The following is a 25,445-nucleotide window of genomic DNA, read 5'->3' as shown; positions in this document are numbered from 1 at the left end:
ACCTAGACTATCCCGCCGCCGCGGCAAGGCTCTCCCGCACCCGCGCCAGCGCCGCCGCCTCCACGTCGGTCTGCCCCATCGCTGCCCAGCTGCCGGTCAGCGCGAAGCTGGCATGGCCGTGGACGGTGGCGACAAGCGAACGGGCGAGGGTGGCGACCGCCTCGTCGACGGGGCGGTCGAGCGTGCGGGCCACCTCGTCCGTGACGATGCCGAGCAGCCGCGCGCGGGGTGCCTCGTCCTCGGGCGTATAGGTGTCGTCGCCGGGGCGGTGATCGTAGAGCGCGGCCCAGCGGTTGAGATTGTCCGCGGCGAAGCGGAAATAGGCCAGCACCAGCGCCTCGATCCGGTCCTCGCCCGCCTCCGCCAGTGCGGCGTCCAGCGCGTCGGCCCAGGCGGTGAAGGTGCGCGTGTTGATCTGCGTCACCAGCCCGTCGACATTGCCGAAGACGTTGTGGATCGTGCCGATCGTATAGCCGACCCGCTTGGCCACCTCACGCGCGGAGAAATCGGCATAGCCGGTCTCCGCGATCAGCTGCTCGCCCGCGACGAGGATCAGCTCGCGCAACTCGTCCCGGCTGTGATCGGATCGCCTGCCCATCGACGGGGGCGCTAGTCCGCTCGACCAAGGCAATCAAGGCAGGCTTTGCAAGGCGGACCCGGATGGGCATGCTGCCGGCAGATCGGGGGACTGCCAGATGCTCGAAATTCGTGACCTCACGCACGTCTACGCCAATGGCACGCGCGCGCTGGACGGCGTGACGCTGGACGTGCCGCGCGGCATGTTCGGGCTGCTCGGGCCGAACGGCGCGGGCAAGTCGACGCTGATGCGCACCATCGCCACGCTGCAGACGCCGACCTCGGGCAGCATCAGCTTCGACGGGCTGAACGTGATCGCGGACCCGGAGGCGCTCCGCCGCACGCTCGGCTATCTGCCGCAGGATTTCGGTGTCTATCCGCGCGTGTCCGCTTACGACATGCTCGATCACATGGCGGTGCTGAAGGGCATCGGCCATGCGGGCGAGCGGCGCCAGGTGGTCGAGGCGCTGCTCAACCAGGTGAACCTGTGGGCGGTGCGCAAGAAGGCGCTGGCGGGCTTCTCCGGCGGCATGCGCCAGCGCTTCGGCATCGCGCAGGCGCTGATCGGCAATCCGCGCCTGATCATCGTCGACGAGCCGACCGCCGGCCTCGACCCCGAGGAGCGCAACCGCTTCCTCAACCTGCTGGCCGAGATCGGCGAGAATGTCGTCGTCATCCTGTCCACCCACATCGTCGAGGATGTGGCGGATCTGTGCCCGCGCATGGCGGTGCTGGCGGGCGGGCGCATCCTGCTGGAAGGCGCGCCGGTCGCGCTGATGGCCGATGCGCGCGGCCGCGTGTGGCAGAAGACGATCGACCGGCACGAGCTGGACGATCATGCCGCGCGCCACACGATCATCTCCACCCGCCTGTTCGCCGGGCGCACGGTGATCCACGTCCTGTCGGACACGTCGCCCGGCGAGGGCTTCAGCCATGCCGAGGGCGGGCTGGAGGACGTCTATTTCTCGACGCTCGCCGCCGCGCGCCGCGCTGCCTGAGGAGCGATCCCATGTTCCTCAAGATTGCGGGCTTCGAGCTTCGCTACCAGCTGAAGAACCCCGTCTTCTGGGTGACGGTGGCGATCTTCTTCCTGCTCACCTTCGGTTCGATGACGATCGACCAGATCTCGATCGGCGGGGGCGGCAACACGCACAAGAACGCGCCTTATGCGATCATCCAGATCCACATGATCTGGACCCTGTTCTTCATGTTCGTGACGACCGCCTTCGTCGCCAACGTGATCGTCCGCGATGACGAGAGCGGTTTCGGCCCGATCGTCAGGACGACGCGGATCACGCGCTTCAATTATCTCTTCGGCCGCTTCACCGGTGCCTATGCCGCGGCGCTGCTGGCGTTTCTCAGCGTGCCGCTCGGCATCCTGGTCGGTTCGTGGATGCCGTGGGTCGATCCCGACACGCTGGGGTCAAACCGGCTCGGCGATTATGCCTTCGCCTTCGCGCTGTTCGCCGCGCCCAACATCCTGATGACGTCGGCCCTGTTCTTCATGCTGGCGACGGTCACGCGATCGATGATGACGACCTATGTCGGCGTCGTCGCCTTCCTCATCCTCTACGGGCTGACGACCAGCGTGCTCGGCCGCCTGCCGCAATATGAAACGCTGCTCGCCTATGTCGAACCGCTCGGTTTCGGCGCGTTCGATCTCGCCACCAAATATTGGACGGCGACCGAGCGGAACAACCTGCTGCCGCCGCTGACGGGCATCTTCCTGTGGAACAAGGCGCTGTGGCTGGGTGTGGCGGCGGCATCGCTGGCGCTTGCGGCCAGCCTGTTCCGCTTCGGGGTGAAGGGCAAGAAGCAGTCGAAAAAGCAGCGGCTGGCCGAGATTGCGGACGCGACCCCGCCGCAGGGCGCCGCAGGACCGCTGCCGGCGCCGCGTTTCGACCGCGCCACCGCCCGCGCGCAGCTCGTCACCCGCACCCGGCTGGAATTCGCGCAGGTGCTGCGCAGCCCCGCCTTCCTCGTCCTGATGGTGCTCGGCCTGTTCAACTCGCTTGGCGCGCTGCTCTCGCCCGGCGACCTGTTCGGCACCGAGGTGCTGCCCGTCACGCGCGAGGTGATCCAGACGCTGCTCGGCGCATTCGGGCTGATCCCGATGATCGTCGCCATCTATTATTCGGGCGAGCTCGTTTGGCGCGAGCGCGATCGCAAGACGCACGAGATCATCGACGCGACCGCATTGCCCGACTGGGCCTTCGTCGTGCCGAAGACGCTCGCGGTGGTGCTGGTGATGCTCTCCGCTCTCGCCATCAGCGCGGTGGGCGGCATCCTGGCGCAGCTGATCCGCGGCTGGACGGCGATCGAGCCCGGCAAATATCTCCTCTGGTATATCCTGCCCGAGGCGGTCGACTGGACGCTGCTGGCGGTGCTCGCCGTGTTCGTGCAGGCGCTCAGCCCGCACAAGTTCGTCGGCTGGGGCATCATGGTGCTCTACATGATCGCCACGATCACGCTGTCGAACATCGGCCTTGCCGACAATCTCTACCAATATGGCCGCGGCCCGCGCGTGCAGTTCTCCGACATGAACGGGCTCGGCCGGTTCTGGATCGGTGCCTGGTGGTTCCGCCTCTATTATGCGGCGCTGGCGATCGTCATGCTGGTGGCGGCGCATGTGCTGTGGCGGCGCGGCACGGAGACGCGGCTCAGGCCCCGGCTGGCGCGCGCGCCATCGCGGCTGCGCGGCATGCCCGGCCTGATCGGCGGGGCGGCGCTCGTCGTGGCGGTCGGCACGGGCGTGTGGATCTACACCAACACGCATGTCTGGAACGAGTATCGCACCGGCCTGGATGACGATCGCTGGGCCGCGGATTACGAGAAGGCGCTCTACCGCTTCCACACCGCGCCGCAGCCGTCGGTCACCGACGTGAGACTCGCCGTCGATCTGCGGCCCTCGGCACCCTCGATGCGGACGACGGGCAGCTATGCGCTCGTCAACCGCACCGGCGCGCCGCTCCGCGACGTGCATGTCCGGCTGACCAGCCGCGACCTGAAGCTCGTCTCGCTCGACGTGCCCGGCGCCAGGCTGCTGCGCGAATGGCCGCGCTACGGCTATCGCATCTATCGTTACGACACGCCGCTCGCCCCCGGGCAGACGGCGGCGATCCGATTCGAGACGCTGCGTGCGCAACGCGGCTTCCGCAACAGCGGGGATGAACGGCGCGTCGTCGCCAACGGCACCTTCCTCAACAATAGCGAGTTCGCGCCGCAGATCGGCATGACCCGCGATGCGCTGCTGACCGATCCGACCAAGCGCCGAAAATACGGGCTGCCGGCACAGCTGCGCCCACCCAAGCTGGAGGATGTCGCTGCCACGCGCTTCAACTACGTCAACCGCGCCGACTGGGTGAATGCCGACATCACCGTGACGACGGATGCGGACCAGACGCCGATCGCACCCGGCAATCGCGTGTCCGATACGGTCGCGAACGGCCGCCGCACCGCGCATTTCGTCACCGAGGCGCCGATCCTGTCCTTCTTCTCGGTGCAGTCCGCCCGCTATCTGGAGAAGCATCGCCGGCACGGAAACACCGATCTGGTCGTCTATTACGATCCGCATCACCCGATGAATGTGGACCGGATGCTGGCGGCGCTGGCGGCAGGGCTCGATTATTACGAGCCGAACTTCGCGCCCTACCAGTTCCGTCAGGCGCGGATCATCGAATTCCCCGGCTACGAGCAGTTCGCACAGGCCTTTGCCGGCACGATGCCCTATTCGGAGAGCATCGGCTTCATCGCCGACCTCTCCGACAAGGAGAAGATCGACTACGTCACCTATGTCACCGCGCATGAACTGGGCCACCAATGGTGGGCGCATCAGGAGGTGTCCGCCGACATGCAGGGCGGCACGATGCTGGTAGAGACGCTGGCGCAATATTCGGCGCTGATGGTGATGGAGAAGCTCTACGGCCCCGACCAGATCCGCCGCTTCCTGAAATATGAGCTGGACCGCTATCTCCGAGCCCGCGGCGGCGAGCGGGTGGAGGAGCTGCCGCTCGTCCGCGTCGAGGATCAGGGATATATCCACTACCGCAAGGGCTCGGTGGTCATGTATCTGCTGAAGGACGAGCTGGGCGAGGCGAAGGTCAACGCCGCGCTCCGCCGCTTCCTCATGCGGTTCCGCTTCAAGGGCGCGCCTTATCCCCGCTCGGTCGACCTGATTGCCGAGTTCCGCCGAGAGGCGACGACGCCCGCGCAACAGGCGCTCATCACCGATTTGTTCGAGCGCATCACCCTCTACGACCTGAAGGCGGGTGCGCCGAAGGTGACCAGGCGCGCCGACGGCCGCTACGACGTGGCGCTGACGGTGAATGCCAGGAAGCTCTATGCCGACGGCAAGGGCGCGGAAAGGCAAGCACCCATGGCGGAGGCGGTCGATATCGGCCTGTTCACCGCCATGCCCGGCCGCGGCAGCTTCGCCGCCAAGGACGTGGTGCTGATGGAGCGCCGCCCGATACGCTCGGGCACGCAGGTGCTGCGCTTCGTCACCGCCCGCGCGCCGACCTTCGTCGGGGTGGACCCGTATAACAAGCGGATCGACCGCAATTCGGACGACAATGTCGTGCCGGTGAGCTGAGCGCCCGGCCGGCGCCCATGCGTGCCGGCCGCGGCTATATGCCAGCTATATGCGGTTCTCCGGAATCGCCGTCGTTTCCGCACCGCGCCCCCGCCTAACTCCGCCTCCTCACCATAGCCGGGAGGGCAGGCGATGCAGGACTTTTTGTGGCTGTCGGCGGTGGCCGGGCTGCTGGCGGCGACGCTGGCTTATGCCCGGCTGTGCGACGACGCCTGAGCGCTGGGGACCGCTCTCATGACGCTCGATCTCTGGCTCGCCGCGCTCTGCGCGCTCGGGCTGCTCGCCTATCTCGTGGCGGCGCTCGTCCGCCCCGAACGCTTCTGAAAGGGGCCCGGCCATGACCGCTCAGGGCTGGATCCTGATCCTCGTCTTCGTCGCCATCCTGCTCGCGCTGACGCGGCCCGTCGGCGCGTGGTTGTTCGCGCTCTACGAAGGGCGGCGCACCCCGCTCCACGCGCTGCTCGGGCCCGTCGAGCGCGCCTACTACCGCGCGGCCGGCATCGATCCGGCCAAGGAGCAGGGCTGGCGCGCCTACGCCGTCCACATGCTCATCTTCAACGTCGCGCTGCTGGTGCTGACCTATGCCGTGCTGCGCGCACAGGCGCTGCTGCCGCTCAATCCGCAAGGCTTCGGCGGGCTGTCGCCCGATCTCGCCTTCAACACGGCGGTCAGCTTCACCACCAACACCAACTGGCAGAGCTATGGCGGTGAATCGACCCTGTCGAACCTCAGCCAGATGTTCGGCCTGACGATCCACAACTTCCTGTCGGCGGCAACCGGCATCGCGCTCGCCTTCGCGATGTTCCGCGGGTTCGCACGCAAGGAGACGAAGACGGTCGGCAATTTCTACGCGGATGCGACGCGCATCACGCTCTACCTGCTGCTGCCCGTCTGCATCGTCTACGCGCTCGTGTTGATCGCGTGCGGCGTGCCGCAGACGCTGGACGGCGCGATCGATGTGACCACGCTGGAAGGCGCGCGGCAGACGCTCGCGCTCGGGCCCGTCGCCTCGCAGGAGGCGATCAAGATGCTCGGCACCAACGGTGGCGGCTTCTTCAATGCCAACAGCGCGCACCCGTTCGAGAATCCCAGCGCCTTCACCAACCTGCTGCAGATGCTGTCCATCTTCGTCCTCGGCTTCGGCCTGACCTCGGCGTTCGGCCGCGCGGTGGGCGACAGGCGGCAGGGCTGGGCGATCCTGGCGGCGATGGTGCTGCTGTTCCTCGCCGGCACCACCGTCGCCTATTGGCAGGAAGCCGCAGGCAATCCGGTGCTGCACCAGCTCGGCCTTCCTGGCGCCAACATGGAGGGCAAGGAAGTCCGCTTCGGTGCCGCCGCCTCCGCCTTGTTCGCGGTGGTGACGACGGCGGCGTCGTGCGGCGCGGTCAACGCCATGCACGACAGCTTCACCGCGCTCGGCGGGTTGGTGCCGCTGTTCAACATGCAGCTGGGCGAAGTCGTGATCGGCGGCGTGGGGGCGGGCATCTACGGCTTCCTGCTGTTCGCCATCCTCGCCGTGTTCGTCGCCGGGCTGATGGTCGGCCGGACGCCCGAATATGTCGGCAAGAAGATTGAGGCGCGCGAGGTGAAGCTGGCGGTGCTGGCGATCGCGGTGCTGCCGCTCGTCATCCTCGGCTTCACCGCGCTGGCCTCGGTAACGGCAGCGGGTCTGGCCGGGCCGCTCAACAAGGGGGCGCACGGCTTTTCGGAGATCCTCTACGCCTTCACCAGCGCGGTGGCGAACAACGGCTCCGCCTTTGCCGGGCTCACCGCCAATACGCCCTTCTACAACGGCCTGCTGGGCGTCGCGATGTGGGTCGGCCGCTTCTTCATCATCGTGCCGATGCTCGCCATTGCGGGCAGCCTCGCGGCGAAGAAGGGCGTGCCTGCCGGTCCCGGCTCGCTGCCGACGACCGGGCCTTTGTGGGTCGGCCTGCTGATCGGGATCATCCTGATCCTTGGCGGCCTCACCTTCCTGCCGGGCCTGGCGCTCGGCCCCATCGCCGATCATCTCGCGATGATCCGCGGCCAGACCTTCTGATCCGGGATACCATCATGGCCCAGGCCCAATCCCTCTTCACCCCCGCGCTGATCGCACCCGCGCTCGGCCAGGCGGTCCGCAAGCTCGATCCGCGCGTGCTGATCCGCAACCCCGTCATGTTCGTCACCGCCTGCGTGGCGGCGCTGCTCACCGTGCTGCTGGTGATCGGGCAGGACGGCCTCGCCACCGGCTTCAAGCTCCAGCTCGTCGTCTGGCTGTGGCTGACCGTGCTGTTCGGCACCTTCGCCGAGGCGCTGGCGGAGGGGCGCGGCAAGGCGCAGGCGGCATCCCTGCGCGCCGCCAAGGCGGAGCTGACCGCCCGCCGCATGAAATCCGGCGGGGAGGAGCAGGTGCCCGCCAGCAAGCTGCGCTCGGGCGACACGGTTCTCATCAAAACGGGCGAGCTGATCCCGGCCGACGGTGAGGTGATCCAGGGCGTCGCCAGCGTCAACGAGGCCGCCATCACCGGCGAGAGCGCACCCGTGATCCGCGAGGCGGGCGGCGATCGCTCCGCCGTCACCGCGGGCACGCGCGTCCTCTCCGACGAGATCCTCGTCCGCGTCACCGCCGATCCGGGTCAGGGCTTTCTCGATCGCATGATCGCGCTGGTCGAGGGAGCGGAGCGGCAGAAGACGCCGAACGAGGTCGCGCTCACCATCCTGCTCGTCGGCCTGACGATCATCTTCCTGATCGCGGTCGCCACCGTGCCGGCCTTCGCCGCTTATGCGGGCGGCGCGATCCCCGTCGCGATGCTGGCGGCTTTGCTCATCACGCTGATCCCGACCACCATCGCGGCCTTGCTCTCCGCCATCGGTATCGCCGGCATGGACCGGCTGGTGCGGTTCAACGTGCTGGCGAAATCGGGCCGCGCGGTGGAAGCGGCGGGCGATGTCGATGTGCTGCTGCTCGACAAGACGGGCACGATCACCATCGGCGACCGGCAGGCGAGCGAGTTCCGCCCCGTTGCCGGCACCACCCCGGCCGAACTGGCCGACGCCGCTCTGCTCGCCAGCCTGGCCGACGAAACGCCCGAGGGCCGCTCCATCGTCGTCCTCGCCCGCGAGGCATTCGGCGTCGCCCGCAATACCCTGCCGGAGGGGGCGGAGGTGATCCCCTTCACCGCGCAGACCCGCCTGTCCGGCGTGCGCTTCGGCGAAACGCTGGTGGAGAAGGGCGCAGTCGACTCCGTCCTCCGCGCGCATCCGGGCCTGGGCGAGACCGCCGCCGCCACCGAACTGCGCCGCGTCACCGATGAGATCGCCCGCGCCGGCGGCACGCCGCTGGCGGTGGCGCAGAATGGCCGCCTGCTCGGCGCGATCTTCCTCAAGGACGTGGTCAAGGCCGGCATCCGCGAGCGGTTCGCCGAACTGCGCCGCATGGGCATCCGCACGGTGATGATCACCGGCGACAATCCGCTTACGGCCGCCGCCATCGCCGCTGAGGCCGGCGTCGATGACTTCCTCGCGCAGGCGACGCCCGAGGACAAGCTGGCGCTGATCCGCAAGGAGCAGCAGGGCGGGCGGCTCGTCGCGATGTGCGGCGACGGCACCAACGATGCGCCGGCACTCGCCCAGGCCGATGTCGGCGTGGCGATGAACACCGGCACGCAGGCGGCGCGCGAGGCCGGCAACATGGTCGATCTCGACAGCGATCCGACCAAGCTGATCGAGGTCGTGGGCCTCGGCAAGCAGCTGCTGATGACGCGCGGCGCGCTGACCACCTTTTCGGTTGCGAACGACGTTGCCAAATATTTCGCGATCATCCCGGCGATGTTCGTGGCGCTCTATCCGGGCCTCGGCGTGCTGAACGTCATGGGCCTCGCCACGCCGCAGAGCGCGATCCTTTCGGCGATCATCTTCAATGCGCTGATCATCCCGCTGCTGGTGCCGCTGGCGCTGAAGGGCGTCACCTACCGGCCGATGCCTGCCGGGCCGCTGCTGGCGCGCAATCTCGGCATCTACGGCCTTGGCGGGCTGGTCGCACCGTTCGTCGGCATCAAGCTGATCGACCTCGCCGTCGCTGCCACCGGCCTCGCCTGAAGGAGCTGTTCATGGGCAAGACTCTTACCGCCGCGCTCCGCTCCGCCATCGTCATGGCGCTGCTGTTCGCGCTGCTGCTCGGCCTCATCTATCCGCTGGTGCTGACCGGCTTCGGCCAGATGCTGTTCCCGGCACAAGCCAATGGCAGCCTCGTCGTCGAGCAGGGTCGAGTGATCGGTTCGACCGTCGTCGGCCAGGCTTTCGTGTCGGAGCGCTACTTCCGCTCGCGTCCGTCGGCGGCCGGCAAGGGCTATGACGGGCTCGCCTCGTCCGGCTCCAATCTCGGCCCCACCTCGGCTGCCCTGGCCGAGCGTGTCCGCGCCGATCTCGCTTCCTATCGCACATCACCGGGATCGCTTGTTCCGCCCGATCTGGTGACGGCCTCCGCCTCGGGACTGGATCCCGATCTCAGCCCCGAGGCGGCTTTTTATCAGGTGCCGCGCATCGCCCGCGTCCGCTCGCTCCCCGAGCCGCGCGTCCGTGCGCTGGTCGAGGCGAATGTCCGCCGCCCCCTGCTGGGCGAGCCGCACGTTAACCTCCTCGCCCTAAACCGCGCGCTCGATCGGCTAGGACCCGCCGGATGACGACTGACGACCGCCCCGATCCCGACGCCCTCCTCGCGCTCGCCCGCGCGGAGGGCAAAGGGCGCCTCAAGATCTTCCTCGGCGCCGCCCCCGGCGTCGGCAAGACCTTCGAGATGCTGACCGACGCCGCCGCGGCCCGCCGCGACGGCGTCGATGTCGTGATCGGCGTGGTCGAGACGCACGGCCGCGTCGAGACCGAGGCGCTGACGCGCCCCTATGAGATCGTGCCGCGGCGGCAGGTGCCCTATGAGGGGCGCGTGCTGGCGGAAATGGATCTCGACACCATTCTCGCCCGCCGCCCGCGGCTCGTGCTGGTGGACGAACTGGCGCACACCAATGCGCCCGGCAGCCGCCATTCCAAGCGCTGGCAGGATGTGGAGGAGCTGCTCGCCGCCGGCATCGACGTCTATTCCACGCTCAACATCCAGCACATCGAGAGCCTGAACGACGTCGTCGCCTCGTTCACGCGCGTCCGCGTGCGGGAGACGGTGCCGGATCGCATCCTCGACATGGCGGAGATCGAGCTGGTCGATCTGCCGCCGGACGAGTTGATCGAGCGGCTGAAGGCGGGCAAGGTCTACCTGCCGGCGGAGGCGACGCGGGCGCTCGCCCATTTCTTCTCCAAGCCCAACCTGTCGGCGCTCCGCGAGCTTGCGCTGCGCCGCGCCGCGCAGGCGGTGGATGCGCAGATGCTGGAGCATGTCCGGGCGCTGGGTGTCGGCGGCACCTGGGCGGCATCCGAGCGGATCGTCGTCGCCATTGGCGAGCTGCCGGGCACCGATGGCCTTGTCCGCGCGGCCAAGCGGATCGCGGATGCCCTGCGCGCGCCATGGACCGCCCTGTTCATCGAGACACCGCGTGTGCTCGGATTTGGCGAGGCGGAGCATCGCCGCGTCGCGGCCGCCATGACGCTCGCCACCAGTCTCGGCGGTGCGGTGGCGACGGTGCCTGCGGCGAACGTGACGGAGGGGATCACCGCGTTCGTCGCCGACGCGCGCGCGACGCAGCTGATCCTCGGCAAGTCCCGCCGCTCGCGCCTGTTCGAGCTGCGCCATGGTTCGGTGGTCGATCGGCTGGTCCGCGGAATGCCGGGCGTCGCCGTCCACGTCCTGCCGTTCGAGGAAGGGCCGCCCCCCGCACGCGGCGGAGCGCGCGCCCGCTCGCGCGGATGGGGTGCGCCGGCCGGCTATGCCGTCGCCACCGGGCTGATCCTTGCCGTCACCGCCTTCGGCCGCGGGCTCATCCACATTCTCGACATCGGCAACGTGGCGCTGCTTTACCTGCTACCGGTGATGGCGGCGGCCACGCTGTACGGGTTGCGCACCGGCATCTTCGCCGGCCTTGCCGCCAGCCTCGCCTACAATTTCTTCTTCCTGCCGCCGACCGGCACGCTGACCGTCAGCAATCCCGAGAATATCATCTCGCTGCTCGTGCTGCTGGGCGTCGCGGTGGCGACCAGCCAGCTCAACGCCCGCGTCCGCGCGCAGGCCGATCTGGCCGCCGCGGGTGCGCGGACCAACGCCGCGCTCGCCGGCTTCCTGCGGGACCTGACCGGCCTCAACGATGCCGACCAGGTGCGTGCGCGCATCTGCGAGGAGATTGCCCGCCTGTTCGACGCGCAGGCGCTGCTGATCGCGGGCGGGGAGGGGGAGGGCGTCGCCGTGCTGGCCGCCAGCGCCCCCGGCCACCGGCTGGAGACGGTCGATCTCGCCGCCGCACGCTGGGCGTGGGATACGGGCACGCCCGCCGGCCGCGGCTCGGGCACGCTCGCCGCCTCCGAATGGCTGTTCCAGCCACTGAAGGCGGGGGAGCGGACGCTCGCCGTCCTCGCCCTCGCGCGCGACGATGGCGGCGATCCGGTGCGGGCCGACCGCCTGCCGCTGCTGATGAGCCTCGCCGATCAGGCCGCGCTCGTGCTCGAGCGGCTGCGACTGGAGGGCGAGATGCGCGATCTCGATGCGGTGCGTACGCGCGACCGCTTGCGCGCGGCGTTGCTCTCGTCCGTCAGCCACGATCTGCGCACCCCGCTCACCGCCGTGCTCGCCGCCGCCGATGCGCTCGATGCCGGGGCCGATCCCGCGCTGGTCGATACGATCCGGGTGGAAGCGCGGCGGCTCAACCGCTTCGTCGCCAACCTGCTCGATATGGCGCGGGTGGAGGCGGGGGCGCTGCGCCTGAAGGTGGAGGCGACCGATCTGTCCGATGCCGTCACCGGCGCCGCGCACGACGCGCGCGCCGCGCTCACCGGCCATGCCGTGCTGCTCGACGTACCGCCCGATCTGCCGCTGGTGCGCGTCGATCCGCAGCTGCTCCACCACATCCTGCTCAACCTGCTGGACAATGCCGGGCGCTACGCCGATCCCGACAGCGAGGTGATCGTCCGCGGCCGCCACATGCATGGGGAGCTGCGCCTGTCCGTCCTGGATAGCGGCCCCGGCCTGCCACCGGGACGGGAGCGGCAGGTGTTCGAGACGTTTCGCCGGCTGGAAGGGTCCGACCGCGCGGCCGGCGGCACCGGCCTCGGCCTCGCCATCGTCAAGGCGTTCGCCGAGGCGATGGACCTGAGCGTGGAGGCGGCCAACCGCACCGACGTGGCCGGCGCCTGCTTCACGCTCGTCTTCCCCGCCGCGCTGATCGTCCGCGGCGGCGGGGAAGGGGAGAGCGTCTGATGCCGGCCCGTATCCTCGTCGTCGATGACGAACTGTCCATCCGCCGCCTGCTCCGCGCCACGCTCGAGCGGGCGGGCTATGCCGTGTCCGAAGCGGTGAACGGGCGCGATGCGCTGATCCGCGCCGCCGCCGACCAGCCGGATGCCGCGCTGATCGACCTCGGCCTGCCCGACCGCGACGGGCTGGAATTGATCCCGCTGATCCGGCGCGAGGGGGCGCCCGCCATCCTCGTCGTCTCCGCCCGCGATGCGACGGAGGAGAAGGTCGCCGCGCTCGATCTCGGCGCGGACGATTATGTCACCAAGCCGTTCGACAGCGAGGAATTGCTCGCCCGCCTGCGCGTCGCGCTCCGCCACCGCACCGGCGCGGGTGCGCCGCCCAAGCCCGTCCATGCCGGGCCGGTGACGATCGATCTCGACCGGCGGCTGGTGACGCGCGGCGCCGAGGAGGTGCATCTGACCCGCAAGGAGCATGACGTGCTCGCCATCCTCGCCCGCGCGGCCGGCCGCGTCGTCACGCATGATCGCATCATGGCGCAGGCCTGGGCGGGGGATGCCGATGCGCGCATCGAATATCTCCGCATCGTGGTGCGCAACCTCCGCCAGAAGCTGGAGGCGCCGCAGCCGGTCGGCAGCCTGATCGCGAACGAGCTGGGTGTCGGCTATCGCCTGCTGGCGGACTGATCCGCCCACTACGCCCGCTATATGCCAAGCCGCCGCTTCGCTCTCGAAGCCCTATGTCGCGCGGGATAGCTGAACGGCCACATCGGAGCATGTGGCATGAAGACTGTCCTCCACGATCTCGCGCTGCGCCTTGGCGGGCTGGCGCTCATCGCTATGGCTGCGGGCGCGTTCGCCGCGCTGAAGCATCATTGTCCGTCGGCCGGTGACTGGTCGGACGCCGCGGTCTGCACGCTCGCCTGGGCGCTGGCGGCGGCCTGTTTCCTTGCCGCAAGCGCTGGGCTGGCGCTGCTGGCGCTCGGCCGCGGCATCCTCGCGCGGGTGGAGGTGAGCGCACGCTGGCGGCCGGTCAGCGCCCCGCCGCCAGCCGCTCGTTGACCCAAGCCGCGGCCCGCGCCAGCAACTTCGCCGCGACCGGCGTGGCGAACTGGACGAAACCGTGTGGTGCATCGGGCACGACGTGCAGCTCCACCGGCGCGTGCCGACGCCAGCGCTCCGCCATCTCTACCGTGTCGTCGATCAGCGGATCGAGCGCGCCGACCACCATCAGCGCCGGCGGCATGCCTGCCAGATCGCCATAGAGCGGCGACAGCGCCGGTGCGCGGCGGCCTGCGTCGTCCAGCCCCGGCGTCAGCAGCCGCAGTGCATCGAGCATGCCCGGCCCATGCAGAACCAGCGTCTCCGGCCCGGCAATCCGCACGCCCGGCAGGCCGCTCAGATCATAGACGCCGTAATAGAGGAGGGCTCCGGCGATCCGCGCCATCTCGACCCGTCCGTCCCGCAGATGCTGCAACGTCGCGGCGGCAAGGTGGCCGCCCGCAGACTCGCCGGTCACGATCACCGGCAGCCCATCATACTCGACCGCCTCGCGCAGCAGCCAGGTGGCGGCGGCGAAGCAATCGTCGAGCAGCGGCCGCAGCGGCGCCTTCACTGTCGCCAGCCGGTAATCGACAGAGATCACCGCCACCCCGCACGCCCGCGCCAGCGCGGCATTGCGCGCGTCGTCGAGCGCGGCATTGCCGATCACCCAACCACCGCCATGAATGTCGAGCACGACGCCGCGCAGTGGCCCCGGCGGCGTCAGCACGCGCAGCCGCACCCGGTCCGCGCCAACCCGCAGCGTGTGCAGCTGCACGCCGCGGCTGCGCACGCGCCGGTCCGCGCCGATCTGCGATAGCTTGAGCAGCGACTGGTAGAGGAGCGGCTCTACCCGGCTACGGATGCGGAAGCGCGGCATGTGCGCCAGCCGGCGGTTGAGCTGGCGGGCGGCCGCCAAGTCGGCGGGGGTGAGATCGAGCGTCATGGGGCACGAACCAGCAGGCGCCGGTCCGGTGCCGTCGCTTACCCCGCGAGAATGTCGCGGATGCGCGTCGCCAGCACGTCGATCGCGAACGGCTTGGTGATCATCGCCATGCCCGGCTCCAGGAAGCCGGAGGCCAGCGCCGCATTCTCGGCATAGCCGGTCATGAACAGCACCTTCAGCCGCGGCCGCAGCAGCCGCGCGGCATCCGCCACCTGCCGGCCGTTCAGCCCGGGCAGTCCGATATCGGTCACCAGCAGATCGATCCGCCGCTCCGATTGCAGCACGTCCAGCCCCTTGGGCCCGTCCGCCGCCTCGATCGCGCTGTAGCCAAGCTCTTCCAGCACCTCGACGATCAGCCCGCGGACGACAGGCTCGTCCTCGACGACGAGCACGACGCCGTTGCCCGTCTCCACATGCGCAGGCGATGCCGCTGCCGCTGGCTGCTCCGCCTCGTCCTCGCCGCGGAAGCGGGGCAGATAGAGCGTGATCGTCGTTCCCTCACCGACCTCGCTGGCGATGCGGGCATAGCCTTCGGACTGGCGGGTAAAGCCATAGACCATCGACAGGCCAAGGCCCGTGCCCTGGCCGATCGGCTTGGTCGTGAAGAACGGCTCGAATGCGCGCGCCATCGTCGCCTTGTCCATGCCCGTGCCAGTATCGGTCACGCAGATGCAGACATAGTGGCCGGGCTTCACGTCGCGCTCGCGCGCGGCATAGGCCTCGTCGATATAGGCGTTGCACGTCTCGATCGTCAGCTGCCCGCCATCGGGCATCGCATCGCGCGCGTTGATCGCAAGGTTGAGGATCGCGCTCTCCAGCTGGTTCGGATCGCAGCGGGTGAGCCACAAGCCTTCCGCCAGCACCAGTTCCAGCCCGATCCGCTCGCCCAGCGTCCGTCGCAGCAGATCCTCGATCGATCCGATCAGCGGGTTCGCGCGGATCGGCCGAGGATCGAGCGGCTGGCGGCGGGAGAAAGCGAGCAGGCGGTGGGTGAGCGCAGCGGCACGTCCGGCCGAGGCTTTCGCGCCCGTCAGCCAGCGCGTCAGATCGTCCGTCCGGCCCTGCCGCACGCGGGATTCGAGGATGTCGAGGCTGCCGGATATGCCTTGCAGCAGGTTGTTGAAATCGTGGGCGATACCGCCGGTCAGCTGGCCGACCGCTTCCATCTTCTGGCTCTGCCGCAGCGCTTCCTCCACGCCGCGCTGCTCGGTGATGTCGCGCCCGACGGCGTGGATGCGATCCTGCTCGGGCACCGCCGTCCAGGCGAGCAGGCGATAGCTGCCGTCCTTGGCGCGGTAGCGATTCTCGAAGGCGAAGGTGGTGGTGCCCCCACCCAGCTTGCCCACCTCCTCGGCGGTCGCGGCGGCATCGTCGGGGTGGACGAATTCGGCCAGCGCGTGCCCGACCATCTCTTCCTCCGTCCAGCCGAGCAGCCGCTCGGCGGACGGGTTGACCGCGGTGATGATCCCGGTGAAATCGCACACCAGCATCAGTTCGCGGCTGAGCCGCCACAGCCGGTCGCGATCCTTGGCGTGGGCCACCTCGGCCTGCTTCTGCGCGTCGATATCGGTGTTGGTGCCAACCCAGCCGGTGATGGCGCCCTCGGAATCGCGCTGCGGCAAGGCACGCGTCAGATGCCAGCGATAATCGCCGCTGTGATGGCGCAGCCGCAGCTCGATCTCGAATCCTTCGCCGGAGACGAGCGCGTCGCGCCACTGGAGGGTGGCGCGGCCAACATCATCCGGATGCACCACGCGCACCCAGCCGATGTCGCGGACGTCGTCCACGGGCAATCCGGTGTAGGCAAAGACCTGCGCGTTGCACCAATCGAAGCTGCCGTCGGGCCGCGCGGTCCACGCCTGGTTGGGCATGTTCTGCGCCAGCGCGCCGAACCGCGCCTCGCTGCGTTCCAGTGCGGTCTGCACCGTACGCTGCTCGGTCACGTCCTGCACCGCACCGATCATCGCGATGGGCAGGCCGTTCGCGCCGCGCTCATATTCCGCCTTGCGCGCGATGATCCGCACCTCGCCCGTATCCGCGCGGCGGATGCGATATTCGATATTGGCAGGGGCGCTGGCGTCGCTCCGCCGCGTCGCGTCGGAGGCGAGCTGCGCATCCTCCGGCAGCACCAGCCGCTCGAACGTCTCGGCCGGCATGTCGGCCGCGGGCGGAACGCCGAAGATGCGGCAGAATTCGGGCGTCACCCGCACCCGGCTGCTTTCGATGTCGAGCGCGAACAGGCCGATGCCGCCTGCCTGCTCGGCCCGGCGGAGCTGCGCCTCCGTCTCCGCCAGCGCCTGTTCGGCGCGGTGTTCGGCGGTGCGGTCGCGGATCAGCTTGACGAAGCCGACGGTCCGGCCGTCGCCGTCGCGCAGCGGCGTCATCTCGCTCAGGCCCCAGAACCGGTCGCCTGACTTGCGCAGGTGCCAGCGCGCGTCATGCGCCCGGCCCGTCTCCAGCGCCTCGCGCCGCTTCTGCGCGGGCCGCCCGACCGCGCGATCCTCGGGCGTGAAGAAGGTGTCCATCGGCTGGCCGAGCATCTCCGCCTCGCTCCAGCCGAGCATCTCCGACGCGCCGCGGTTCCATAGCGTGATCCGGCCGTCCGGGTCGGTCGAGACGATGCCGTAATCGATCGCGCTGTCGAGGATCTGGCGGTTGCGGGCCTCCCGCTCGCGCAGCACCGCTTCCGCGCCGACGCGCTGGATGTGCGCCCAGCTCCGCTCGGTCACCTCGTGGATCACCGACAGGTCATAGTCGCTCCACCGGCGCGGCTGCGCGGCGTGGATGGCCATCAGCGCGGTCAGCCGCCCGTCCTTGCGCAGCGGCATGCAGATGGTGGCGGCGATGCCGATATCCTGGAAGGTCTTCGCCTCTTCCGGCGCCAGTTCGGCGAGATTGTCGTTGACGATCAGCGGGCGCCCGGCACCCAGCTCCTGCACCGCCAGCCGGCCAAAGGCGGCGAGGCTGTAATGGCCGACGATCGAGGGCGAACCTGCCGCCGCCCAATCGCCGCGGATGGAAAAGCCGTCCTCATCCTCGTCCATGTCGGCATAGGCGCAGTTGGACAGGCCGAGATGCTCGCCCGTCATCCGCGTGGTGATCGACAGGATCTCCTCCGCGCTGCGGCAGGCGGTGACGGCGCGGCCGAGATCGTCGAGGAAGCGCAGCCGCGTCTCGCTCGTCTCCAGCGCGCGCTGCGTCCGCACGGTGTCGCTCGTCTCCACTACGAAGGCGATCACGCCGGCGGGCTTGCCGTCCTCGCCCAGCACCGGGGAGTAATCGAGATCCATCCACACCTGCTCGGGCCGGCCGTGGCGGTGGAGAATCAGTTCCTTGTTGCGATAGCTGAGCGTCTCACCGGCGAGCCCCACGCGCATCACGTTGGCGTTGAACTCCGCCACCTCGTCCCAGCCTTCGAGCACGTTGGAGCCGAGCAGGCGGCTGTCACGCCCGCCGGCAAACACCGAATAAGCGTCGTTGTAGATCATCACGCCGTCCGGGCCCCACAGCAGCACCAGCGGCACCGGGCTGCGCAGCATCAGGCTGACGGTGTGGCACAGGCTTGGCGGCCAGTCCGCAATCGCGCCGATCGGGGTCGCCGCCCAGTCGAACCGGGCGATACGGCGGCCGAGCTCGCCGCCGCCTGCAAGGAATGCAGGCCCGTCGATCGACTGCGCCGTGTCGCGCTCCATTCCGGCTCCAACCCCTTTTGCCGCAGGCGAACGGCGCGCCTAACATGCTTGTCCCTTCGGAGGCACAGGAATCCTGCCGGCGCGCAGTGGTTCCGTCGCGCGCGGGGGTCAGGCCATGGCGGGCAGCTTGTCGATCAGCTTGTCCAGCGTGATCGGGTAATCGCGCACGCGCACGCCCGTCGCATTGTAGATGGCGTTCGCCACCGCGCCGCCGACGCCGCAAATTCCCAGCTCGCCAACCCCCTTCGCCTTCAGCGGCCCGGCAATCGGGTCCGTCTCGTCAAGGAAGATCACCTCTTGGTGGGGAATATCGGCATGGACCGGCACTTCATATCCGGCAAGGTCGTGGTTGACGAAGAAGCCGAAGCGCTTGTCCACCACCGCATGCTCCATCAGCGCGGCGCCCACACCCATGGTCATCGCGCCGATCACCTGGCTGCGCGCGGACTTCGGGTTGATGATGCGCCCGGCGGCGCACACTGCCAGCATCCGCCGCACGCGCACGGTGCCCGTCCACGCATCCACGCCCACCTCGACGAAGTGGCCGGCAAAGGTGGATTGCTGGTAGGTCTTGCCGAGATCGCCATATTCGATGCCGTCCTCGGCGCTCGAGCCTGCCGCATCGGCCAGCGTCGCGCTGCGATTGCCGCTCGTCACGCGGCCGCCGGTGAAGGCGGCGTCGGCGGAGTTGAAGCCGAGCTTCGCTGCCACTGCCTCGCGCAGCTTCATGCATGCGGCATAGACGCCCGCGGTCGAATTGGCCGCACCCCATTGCCCGCCGGAGCCTGCGGCTTCCGGGAAGCTGGAATCGCCCAGCGTCACCTTCACCTGATCGAGCGGTACGCCCATCACCTCGGCGGCGGTCTGCGCGATGATGGTGTAGCTGCCCGTACCGATGTCGGTCATGTCCGTCTCGACGACGATCCCGCCCTTGTCGTCGATCCGCACGCGTGCGGCGGACTTGGTCGTGATGTTGTTGCGGAAGCCCGCCGCCACGCCCATGCCGACCAGCCAGTTGCCGTCGCGCATTTGGCCCGGCTTCGGATTGCGCTTGGCCCAGCCGAACTTCTCCGCGCCGAGCTTCAGGCAGCCCGTCATGTTGCGCATCGAATAGCGCCGCTCCGGCTTCATCGGATCGACCTGCGTGTCGTTCAGGATGCGGAACGCAACCGGGTCCATGCCCAGCTTCTCCGCCATCTCATCCATCGCGACCTCGAGCGCCATCATGCCCGGCGCCTCGCCCGGCGCGCGCATGGCATTGCCCTCCGGCAGATCGAGCGTCGCCAGCCGCGTCGCGATCAGCCGGTTGGCCCCTGCGTAGATCAGCTTGGTCTGCGACGGTGCCGTCTCCGGCCCCCCGCCCGGCAGGTCGCCCGACCAGCTTTCGTGCGCGATGGCCGTCAGCTTGCCGTCCTTCGTCGCGCCCAGCCGGATGTGCTGGACGGTCGCGGGGCGGTGCGTCGTGTTGTTCATGATCTGCGCGCGGGCCAGCGCCACCTTCACCGGCCGCTTCGCCGCGCGTGCGCCGAGCGCCGCCATCAACGCATCGGCACGGACCCACAGCTTCGACCCGAAGCCGCCGCCGATATAGGGAGAGACGAGGCGGACCTTCTCCTTCGGGATCATCAGCGTCTGCGCCAGATCGCGCACCCCCCAGGCGATCATCTGGTTGGACGTCCACAGCGTCAGCTTGTCGCCCTCCCACGCCGCTATGGTCGCATGCGGCTCCATCATCGCGTGGCTCTGGTCGGGCGTGCGATAGACTGCGTCCAGCTTCACCGGGGCAGCAGCGAAGGCGCCATCGAAGTCGCCATGGCGCGCGATGGGCGGGGAGTGGCTGCCTTCGCCGCTATCCTCGCCCACCGGCGGCGCGGACTTGATCTGCGCATCGAGGTCGAAGCGTCCGGGCGCGCGCGCATAATCGATGCGCACCATCCGCGCGGCGGCGCGCGCCTGCTCGAACGTCTCGGCGACGACGATCGCGATCGCCTGGTCGTAATGCTCGATCTCCGGCCCGGCGAGCAGCTTGGCCGTGTGGCTCTTGGATTTGCCGAGCGGGCCGGCATTCTGCCATGTGACGATCTCGATCACGCCGGGCGCCGCCTTGGCCGCGGCAAGGTCCACCGCGTTGATCCGGCCCTTCGCGATGGCGGAGCCGACGATATAGCCATAGGCTTGGTCGGACGCGACATCGTGCCGCTCATAGGCATAAGGCGCGGTGCCGGTTGTCTTCAGCGGGCCGTCGATGCGGTCGGTCGGCTTGCCGACCACCTTCAGCTGGTCGATCGGATTGGTGGTGGCGGGCTTGTCGAACTTCATGGCTCAGGCCCTCGCTTGCGCCAGCACCGCGCCGAGCGCACGCTCGGCCAGGGTCAGCTTGAATGCATTTTCCGGTGTCGGCGCGGCACCGGCAAAGGTCGCCCCGGTCACTGCCTTGGCGCCCTGCGGCATCGCTGCCTCGGCCGCCTCGACGCGCCACGGCTTGTGCGCGACCCCGCCGAAGGCGACGCGCCCGCGCCCGTCCGGCTGCACCACCGCCGCGACGGAGACGAGCGCGAAGGCGTAGGAGGCGCGGTCCCGCTCCTTGTGGTAGAAATGCTTGCCGCCGAGGGGCTTCGGCAAGGTCACCGCGGTGATCAGCTCGCCCGCCTTCAGGTTGGTGTCGATGTGCGGCGTTTCGCCGGGCAGGCGGTGGAAATCGGCCATCGGAATGGCGCGGGTCTGGCCCTTGGGGTCCACCGTCTCCACCGTCGCATCCAGCACGCGCATGGCGATCGCCATGTCGCCCGGATGCGTCGCGATACATGCCTTGCTGCTGCCGATCACCGCCAGCTGGCGCGAAAAGCCGCCGATGGCGCTGCAGCCGGAGCCGGGCTGGCGTTTGTTGCAGGGCTGGTTGGTGTCGTAGAAATAGGGACAGCGCGTCCGCTGGAGCAGATTGCCCGCGGTCGTCGCCTTGTTGCGCAGCTGGCCCGATGCACCCGCCAGCAGTGCGCGGCTGAGCACGCCATAATCGCGCCGCACGCGCGCATCCGCCGCCAGATCGGTGTTGCGAACCAGCGCGCCGATCCGCAGCCCGCCCTCCGCCGTCGGCTCGATCCGGTCGAGCTTCAGATCCTGCACGTCGATCAGGTGCGACGGCGTCTCGATCTCGAGCTTCATCAGGTCGAGCAGGTTGGTGCCGCCCGCGATGAACTTCGCGCCCGGCGCGCTTGCCGCTTCGGCCGCCGCCTCCGCCGGGGATTTTGCGCGGCTATAGGTGAACGGCCTCATGCCTTGGCTCCCGCGACGTCAGCCATCGCCTCGATGATGTTGGAATAAGCGCCGCAGCGGCAGATGTTGCCACTCATCCGCTCGCGCATCTCCGCGGCGGTGAGCGCGGGGGCAGCGGTCAGGTCGGCACTGACATGGCTGGGGATGCCGGCGCGGATCTCCTCCAGCACCGACACTGCCGAGCAGATCTGCCCTGGCGTGCAATAGCCGCACTGATAGCCGTCATGGCGCACGAACGCCGCCTGCATCGGGTGCAGCTTGTCCGGCGTGCCGAGGCCCTCGACGGTGGTGATGCGGTCGCCCTCATGCATCACCGCAAGGCTGAGGCACGAATTGATCCGCCGCCCGTCGACGATCACGGTGCAGGCGCCGCACTGGCCCTGGTCGCACCCCTTCTTGCTGCCGGTCAGCTTCAGATGCTCACGCAGCGCGTCGAGCAGGGTGGTGCGCGTATCCACCTCCAGCGACTGGCGCCTGCCGTTCACCTCGAACGACACCTTCGCCATGGCCGGTTTCGGCGCGGCCGGCGCACGCTGGGCATCCGCAGGCGCGCTCACCGCACCTGCCGCCACCGATGCTGCGCCACCGACGAGCAGCCCACGCCGGGAAACTTCCACTTCGCCGGGGCCGTGCATGCGATTCTCCTGTCCGGGCGAGGGCCCCGTCAGACGGGAGGGGCCAAACTGATCCACAGCATAACGCCCGGACGCGGAAATGGCATCAGCCGAATGACGCGGCTCGGCTCAGGACGCTGCCGGGCCGGGTTCGGCGAAGTGCCGCGCCGCCGCGCCGATCGCATCCCACACCCGGTCGAGATCGGCCTCGTCAATGCAATAGGGCGGCATCACGTAGACGGTATTCCCCATCGGTCGGACCAGCAGGTCCCGCGCACGGAAGAAGGCGGCGAGCGCCGGGCCGATCGGATTGAGATAGGCGCCGTCCGCCGCGCCCAGCTCGACCGCCGCGATGGTGCCGAGCGCGCGGGCATTGTGCACCGGCGCCGTGGCCGCGACGCGCTCCAGCCGTTCGCGCTGCCGTCCGGCCAGCGTTGCGATCCGCTCCAGCACCGGCTCCTCGCGCCAGATGGCGAGATTGGCCGCAGCAGCCGCGCAGGCGATCGGGTTGGCGGTGTAGCTGGAGGAGTGGAAGAACATCCGCGCCCGGTCCGCCGCGTAATGCGCCTCGAAGATCGGCTCCGCCGCCACCGTCACCGCCAGCGGCAGCGATCCGCCGGTCAGCCCCTTGGACAGGCAGAGCAGATCCGGCACCACGCCCGCCTGCTCGCACGCCAGCAGCGTGCCGGTGCGGCCCCAGCCGGTCATCACCTCGTCCGCGATGAACAGCACGCCGTGGCGCGCACAGATCACTGCCATCTCGCGCAGCACTCGCGCCGGGTAGATCAGCATGCCGCCCGCGCCCAGCACCAGCGGCTCGACGATCAGCGCGGCGGGCTTCTCCGCACAGGCTGCCTCCAGTGCATCCAGCGTCACCTGCTCCGCGCCGACGGCCGGGAAGGGCAGGGTGCCGACATCGAACAGCAGCGGCTCGTAGGCGGCGTTATAAGGCCCCCGCGCGCCGACCGACATCGTGCCGATCGTGTCGCCATGATAGCTGTTCGCCATGACGAGGATGCGGTGCCGCGGCTCCCCGCGGTGCAGCCAGTAGCCGAGCGCCATCTTCAGCGCGACCTCGACGCTGGTCGATCCCGAATCCGAAAAGAAGACGCGGGTGAGCGAGGGCGGCATGATCCGCGTCAGCTCGCGCGCCACCTCCTCCGCCGGATCGTGCGTCCAGCCGGCGAAGATGATCTGGTCCAGCCGCTGCGCCTGTTCCGCGATCGCGGCGGCGATGCGCGGATGGCGATGGCCGTGCGTCGTCACCCACCAGGACGAGATCGCATCCACGATCCGCCGCCCATCCGCGGTGAACAGGGCGGCCCCCTCGCCGTGGGTGACGCGCGGGATCGGCTCGTTCAGGCCATGCTGGGTAAAAGGGTGCCAGATGGGGGAGTGGGTCATTCCGCCCCTCTATCGTCATGCTCGCACCGTTGCAGCTTCAACGGTGCAGGGCTGTTCGTGCGAACGTGCGGAATGCTTTCTTCCGTCATGCTGAACTCGTTTCAGCATCCACCGTACGGCGCATCCTGCGGCCGCTCAGCCAAGCCGCCCGGTGGATCCTGAAACAAGTTCAGGATGACGATGGCAGGGTGAAGTCCGCCAGGCTGAACCCCGCCCGGAACGCGGCTCCGAGCGTCCCCGCATCCAGCGGATCGACCCACGCAAGCCGTCCCAGTCGCCTGACGCCCGCAATGCGGCAGATCGTCGCCTCGCTATCCTCCACGGCCTCGCCGACGAACGCGATGCCGAGCAGCGGCACCCCGCGCCGCCGCAACGCCTCGACCGACAGCAGGCTGTGGTTGATGGTGCCGAGCGCGGTCCGCGCCACCAGCACCACCGGCGCCTGCCAGCGTGCGAACAGATCGGCGTAGAGCAGATCGTCCGCCAACGGCACCAGCACGCCGCCCGCACCCTCCACCACCAACGGCCCGTCCACCGCAGGCAGCGTCAGCCGCGCACGATCAATCGTTACGCCGTCCAGCGCGGCGGCGCGGTGGGGCGAGCAGGGGGTGGTCAGCCGATAGGCCTCGGGCAGCACTCGGCCGACGCCCAGCGCGCGCACCCGGTCGCCATCGCCGCCGCCGTCCAGCCCGGCCTGCACCGGCTTCCAATAGGTCGCGCCCAGCGCCGCAGCGAGGGCGGCGGCGAACACCGTCTTGCCGACATCGGTGTCGGTGCCGGTGACGACGAGCGTGCTCACGGCCGTGCCCGTGCATCGGCCAGCACGTCCACCAGTGCCGCCACGTCCGTCTCGCTGGCGTTCAGCGTCAGCGAGATGCGCAGCCGCGCGCTGCCGAGCGGCACCGTCGGCGGGCGGATGCCGCGCACGTCGAAGCCGGCCGCCTGGCACGCCGCCGCCAGCCGCATCGCCTCCGCATCACGCCCGACGATCAGCGGCAGGATCTGCGATCCCGTCGCCTCGACGCCGACCCGCGCCAGCAGCCGCTCCGCCGCGGCGACCAGCGCGGACAGGCGCTCCCGCCGCTCGGGCTCATCGACCGCCGCACGGATGGCCTCGCGTGCCACCGCCGCCATCAGGGGCGACGGCGCGGTCGAGAAGATGAACGGTCGCGCCCGGTTGACCAGCACGTCGCGCAACACCGCCGGCCCGCTCACCAGCGCGCCTTCCGCGCCCAGCGCTTTGCCCAGCGTGTGCAGCGTCACGACATTCTCGAGGCCCTGCAACGCCGCCGCCAGCCCGCGCCCATCGGGGCCGAACACGCCGCCGGCATGCGCCTCGTCGATCAGCAGGAAGGCATCGTGCCGGTCCGCCACCGCCGCCAGCGCCTCCAGCGGTGCCTGGTCGCCATCCATGCTGTAGAGGCTCTCCACCGCGATCCACGCGCGTCCGCGCCCGCCCGCGCGGCGCCAGGCTTGGATGGCATCGGCAAAGGCGTCCGCATCGTTGTGCGCAGCGGCGAAATGCTCCGCCCGCGCCAGCCGCATTCCGTCATGCGCGCTGGCATGGATCAGCGCATCGTGGACGACGAGATCGCCCCGCCGCGGCAGCGCCGCGAACAGCGCGGCATTGGCGGCGAAACCCGCGCCGAAGAACAAAGCGCTCTCCGCCCCGGTCCACGCCGCACCCTCCGCCTCCAGCGCCTCATGCTCCGCGTGGTTGCCGCGTAGCAGCCGCGATCCGCCGGAGCCGATCGGCACGCCGCGCACCACCGCCTCGCGCGCCGCCTCGGCCAGCCGCGCCGATCCGGCAAGCGCGAGATAGTCGTTGGAGGCGAAATCCACGCCGTCGCGGGGGCGCAGCGTGCGCAGCCGGTCACGCGCGTGCAGCTTGGCGAGATCGCCGCGATGATCGTCCAGCAGGCTCATTCCGCCGCCCATAGGCCAGCCACCGTCGCATCCCCAAGCCCTTCGCCCTTGTG

Annotated in this window: 18 protein-coding genes; 9 read left to right on the top strand and 9 right to left on the bottom strand. The window is 69.4% G+C overall.

Annotation, left to right across the window (positions count from 1 at the left end; all coding sequences use genetic code 11):
- Positions 1-7: 7 nt before the first annotated feature.
- Positions 8-598 carry a TetR/AcrR family transcriptional regulator gene (locus tag BM360_RS05660; protein WP_093312058.1) on the bottom strand — a complete coding sequence of 197 codons (591 nt, stop codon included), beginning with the start codon at positions 596-598 and terminating at the stop codon, positions 8-10.
- 97 nt (positions 599-695) lie between these two features.
- Between BM360_RS05660 and BM360_RS05655 the strand changes: the two genes are divergently transcribed.
- From BM360_RS05655 to BM360_RS05615, 9 genes are all read left to right on the top strand, one after another.
- Complete coding sequence (locus tag BM360_RS05655; RefSeq protein WP_093312049.1) at positions 696-1,574, top strand: ABC transporter ATP-binding protein; 879 nt, start codon at positions 696-698, stop codon at positions 1,572-1,574.
- Positions 1,575-1,585: 11 nt separating this feature from the next.
- Positions 1,586-5,167 (top strand): ABC transporter permease/M1 family aminopeptidase, encoded by a 3,582-nt coding sequence (locus BM360_RS05650; protein ID WP_093312045.1) that lies wholly within the window; start codon positions 1,586-1,588, stop codon positions 5,165-5,167.
- Between the two features lie 234 nt (positions 5,168-5,401).
- Complete coding sequence (gene kdpF / locus BM360_RS05645) at positions 5,402-5,491, top strand: K(+)-transporting ATPase subunit F (protein WP_093312042.1); 90 nt, start codon at positions 5,402-5,404, stop codon at positions 5,489-5,491.
- Positions 5,492-5,504: 13 nt separating this feature from the next.
- Complete coding sequence (kdpA, locus tag BM360_RS05640; RefSeq protein ID WP_093312039.1) at positions 5,505-7,208, top strand: potassium-transporting ATPase subunit KdpA; 1,704 nt, start codon at positions 5,505-5,507, stop codon at positions 7,206-7,208.
- A gap of 14 nt (positions 7,209-7,222) precedes the next feature.
- Positions 7,223-9,247, top strand: coding sequence for a potassium-transporting ATPase subunit KdpB (kdpB, locus tag BM360_RS05635; protein ID WP_093312036.1), 2,025 nt, complete (start codon positions 7,223-7,225; stop codon positions 9,245-9,247).
- 11 nt (positions 9,248-9,258) lie between these two features.
- The gene (gene kdpC / locus BM360_RS05630) at positions 9,259-9,831 is read left to right on the top strand and encodes a potassium-transporting ATPase subunit KdpC (RefSeq protein WP_093312033.1); all 573 of its coding nucleotides are present in this window, start codon (positions 9,259-9,261) and stop codon (positions 9,829-9,831) included.
- Positions 9,828-12,500, top strand: a complete 2,673-nt coding sequence (locus BM360_RS05625) for a sensor histidine kinase (RefSeq protein ID WP_093312030.1) — start codon at positions 9,828-9,830, stop codon at positions 12,498-12,500. Before kdpC ends, BM360_RS05625 begins: the two co-directional genes overlap by 4 nt.
- Positions 12,500-13,183 carry a response regulator gene (locus BM360_RS05620; RefSeq protein WP_093312027.1) on the top strand — a complete coding sequence of 228 codons (684 nt, stop codon included), beginning with the start codon at positions 12,500-12,502 and terminating at the stop codon, positions 13,181-13,183. The genes BM360_RS05625 and BM360_RS05620 overlap by 1 nt, the downstream gene beginning before the upstream one ends.
- A 96-nt stretch (positions 13,184-13,279) precedes the next feature.
- Positions 13,280-13,558: a hypothetical protein gene (locus BM360_RS05615; protein ID WP_093312025.1), complete on the top strand. Its 279-nt coding sequence runs from the start codon at positions 13,280-13,282 to the stop codon at positions 13,556-13,558.
- Here the strand turns inward: BM360_RS05615 and BM360_RS05610 are convergent.
- The 8 genes from BM360_RS05610 to BM360_RS05575 form a co-directional block, all read right to left on the bottom strand.
- Positions 13,530-14,483 carry an alpha/beta hydrolase gene (locus BM360_RS05610; RefSeq protein WP_093312022.1) on the bottom strand — a complete coding sequence of 318 codons (954 nt, stop codon included), beginning with the start codon at positions 14,481-14,483 and terminating at the stop codon, positions 13,530-13,532. The genes BM360_RS05615 and BM360_RS05610 overlap by 29 nt on opposite strands.
- Before the next feature lie 38 nt (positions 14,484-14,521).
- On the bottom strand, positions 14,522-18,175 hold the full coding sequence (locus BM360_RS05605; protein ID WP_093312020.1) for a PAS domain S-box protein: 3,654 nt from the start codon (positions 18,173-18,175) through the stop codon (positions 14,522-14,524).
- 108 nt (positions 18,176-18,283) lie between these two features.
- Positions 18,284-20,494: an aldehyde oxidoreductase molybdenum-binding subunit PaoC gene (gene paoC, locus BM360_RS05600; RefSeq protein WP_093312017.1), complete on the bottom strand. Its 2,211-nt coding sequence runs from the start codon at positions 20,492-20,494 to the stop codon at positions 18,284-18,286.
- 3 nt (positions 20,495-20,497) lie between these two features.
- Positions 20,498-21,448: an FAD binding domain-containing protein gene (locus BM360_RS05595; protein WP_093312013.1), complete on the bottom strand. Its 951-nt coding sequence runs from the start codon at positions 21,446-21,448 to the stop codon at positions 20,498-20,500.
- Complete coding sequence (gene paoA / locus BM360_RS05590; RefSeq protein ID WP_093312010.1) at positions 21,445-22,083, bottom strand: aldehyde dehydrogenase iron-sulfur subunit PaoA; 639 nt, start codon at positions 22,081-22,083, stop codon at positions 21,445-21,447. Before paoA ends, BM360_RS05595 begins: the two co-directional genes overlap by 4 nt.
- A gap of 108 nt (positions 22,084-22,191) precedes the next feature.
- Positions 22,192-23,466 carry an adenosylmethionine--8-amino-7-oxononanoate transaminase gene (locus BM360_RS05585; RefSeq protein ID WP_093312007.1) on the bottom strand — a complete coding sequence of 425 codons (1,275 nt, stop codon included), beginning with the start codon at positions 23,464-23,466 and terminating at the stop codon, positions 22,192-22,194.
- Positions 23,467-23,635: 169 nt separating this feature from the next.
- Entirely contained in the window at positions 23,636-24,265 is a 630-nt protein-coding gene (bioD, locus tag BM360_RS05580) for a dethiobiotin synthase (protein WP_093312005.1), read from the bottom strand.
- The gene (locus BM360_RS05575) at positions 24,262-25,392 is read right to left on the bottom strand and encodes an 8-amino-7-oxononanoate synthase (RefSeq protein WP_093312002.1); all 1,131 of its coding nucleotides are present in this window, start codon (positions 25,390-25,392) and stop codon (positions 24,262-24,264) included. The genes bioD and BM360_RS05575 overlap by 4 nt, the downstream gene beginning before the upstream one ends.
- Positions 25,393-25,445 lie beyond the last annotated feature (53 nt).

Source organism: Sphingomonas jatrophae (assembly GCF_900113315.1).
In the GTDB taxonomy this organism is placed as follows: domain Bacteria; phylum Pseudomonadota; class Alphaproteobacteria; order Sphingomonadales; family Sphingomonadaceae; genus Sphingomonas_P; species Sphingomonas_P jatrophae.
The sequence above is the reverse complement of the archived record's forward strand: the minus strand, read 5'-3'. Positions and strand labels throughout refer to the sequence as shown.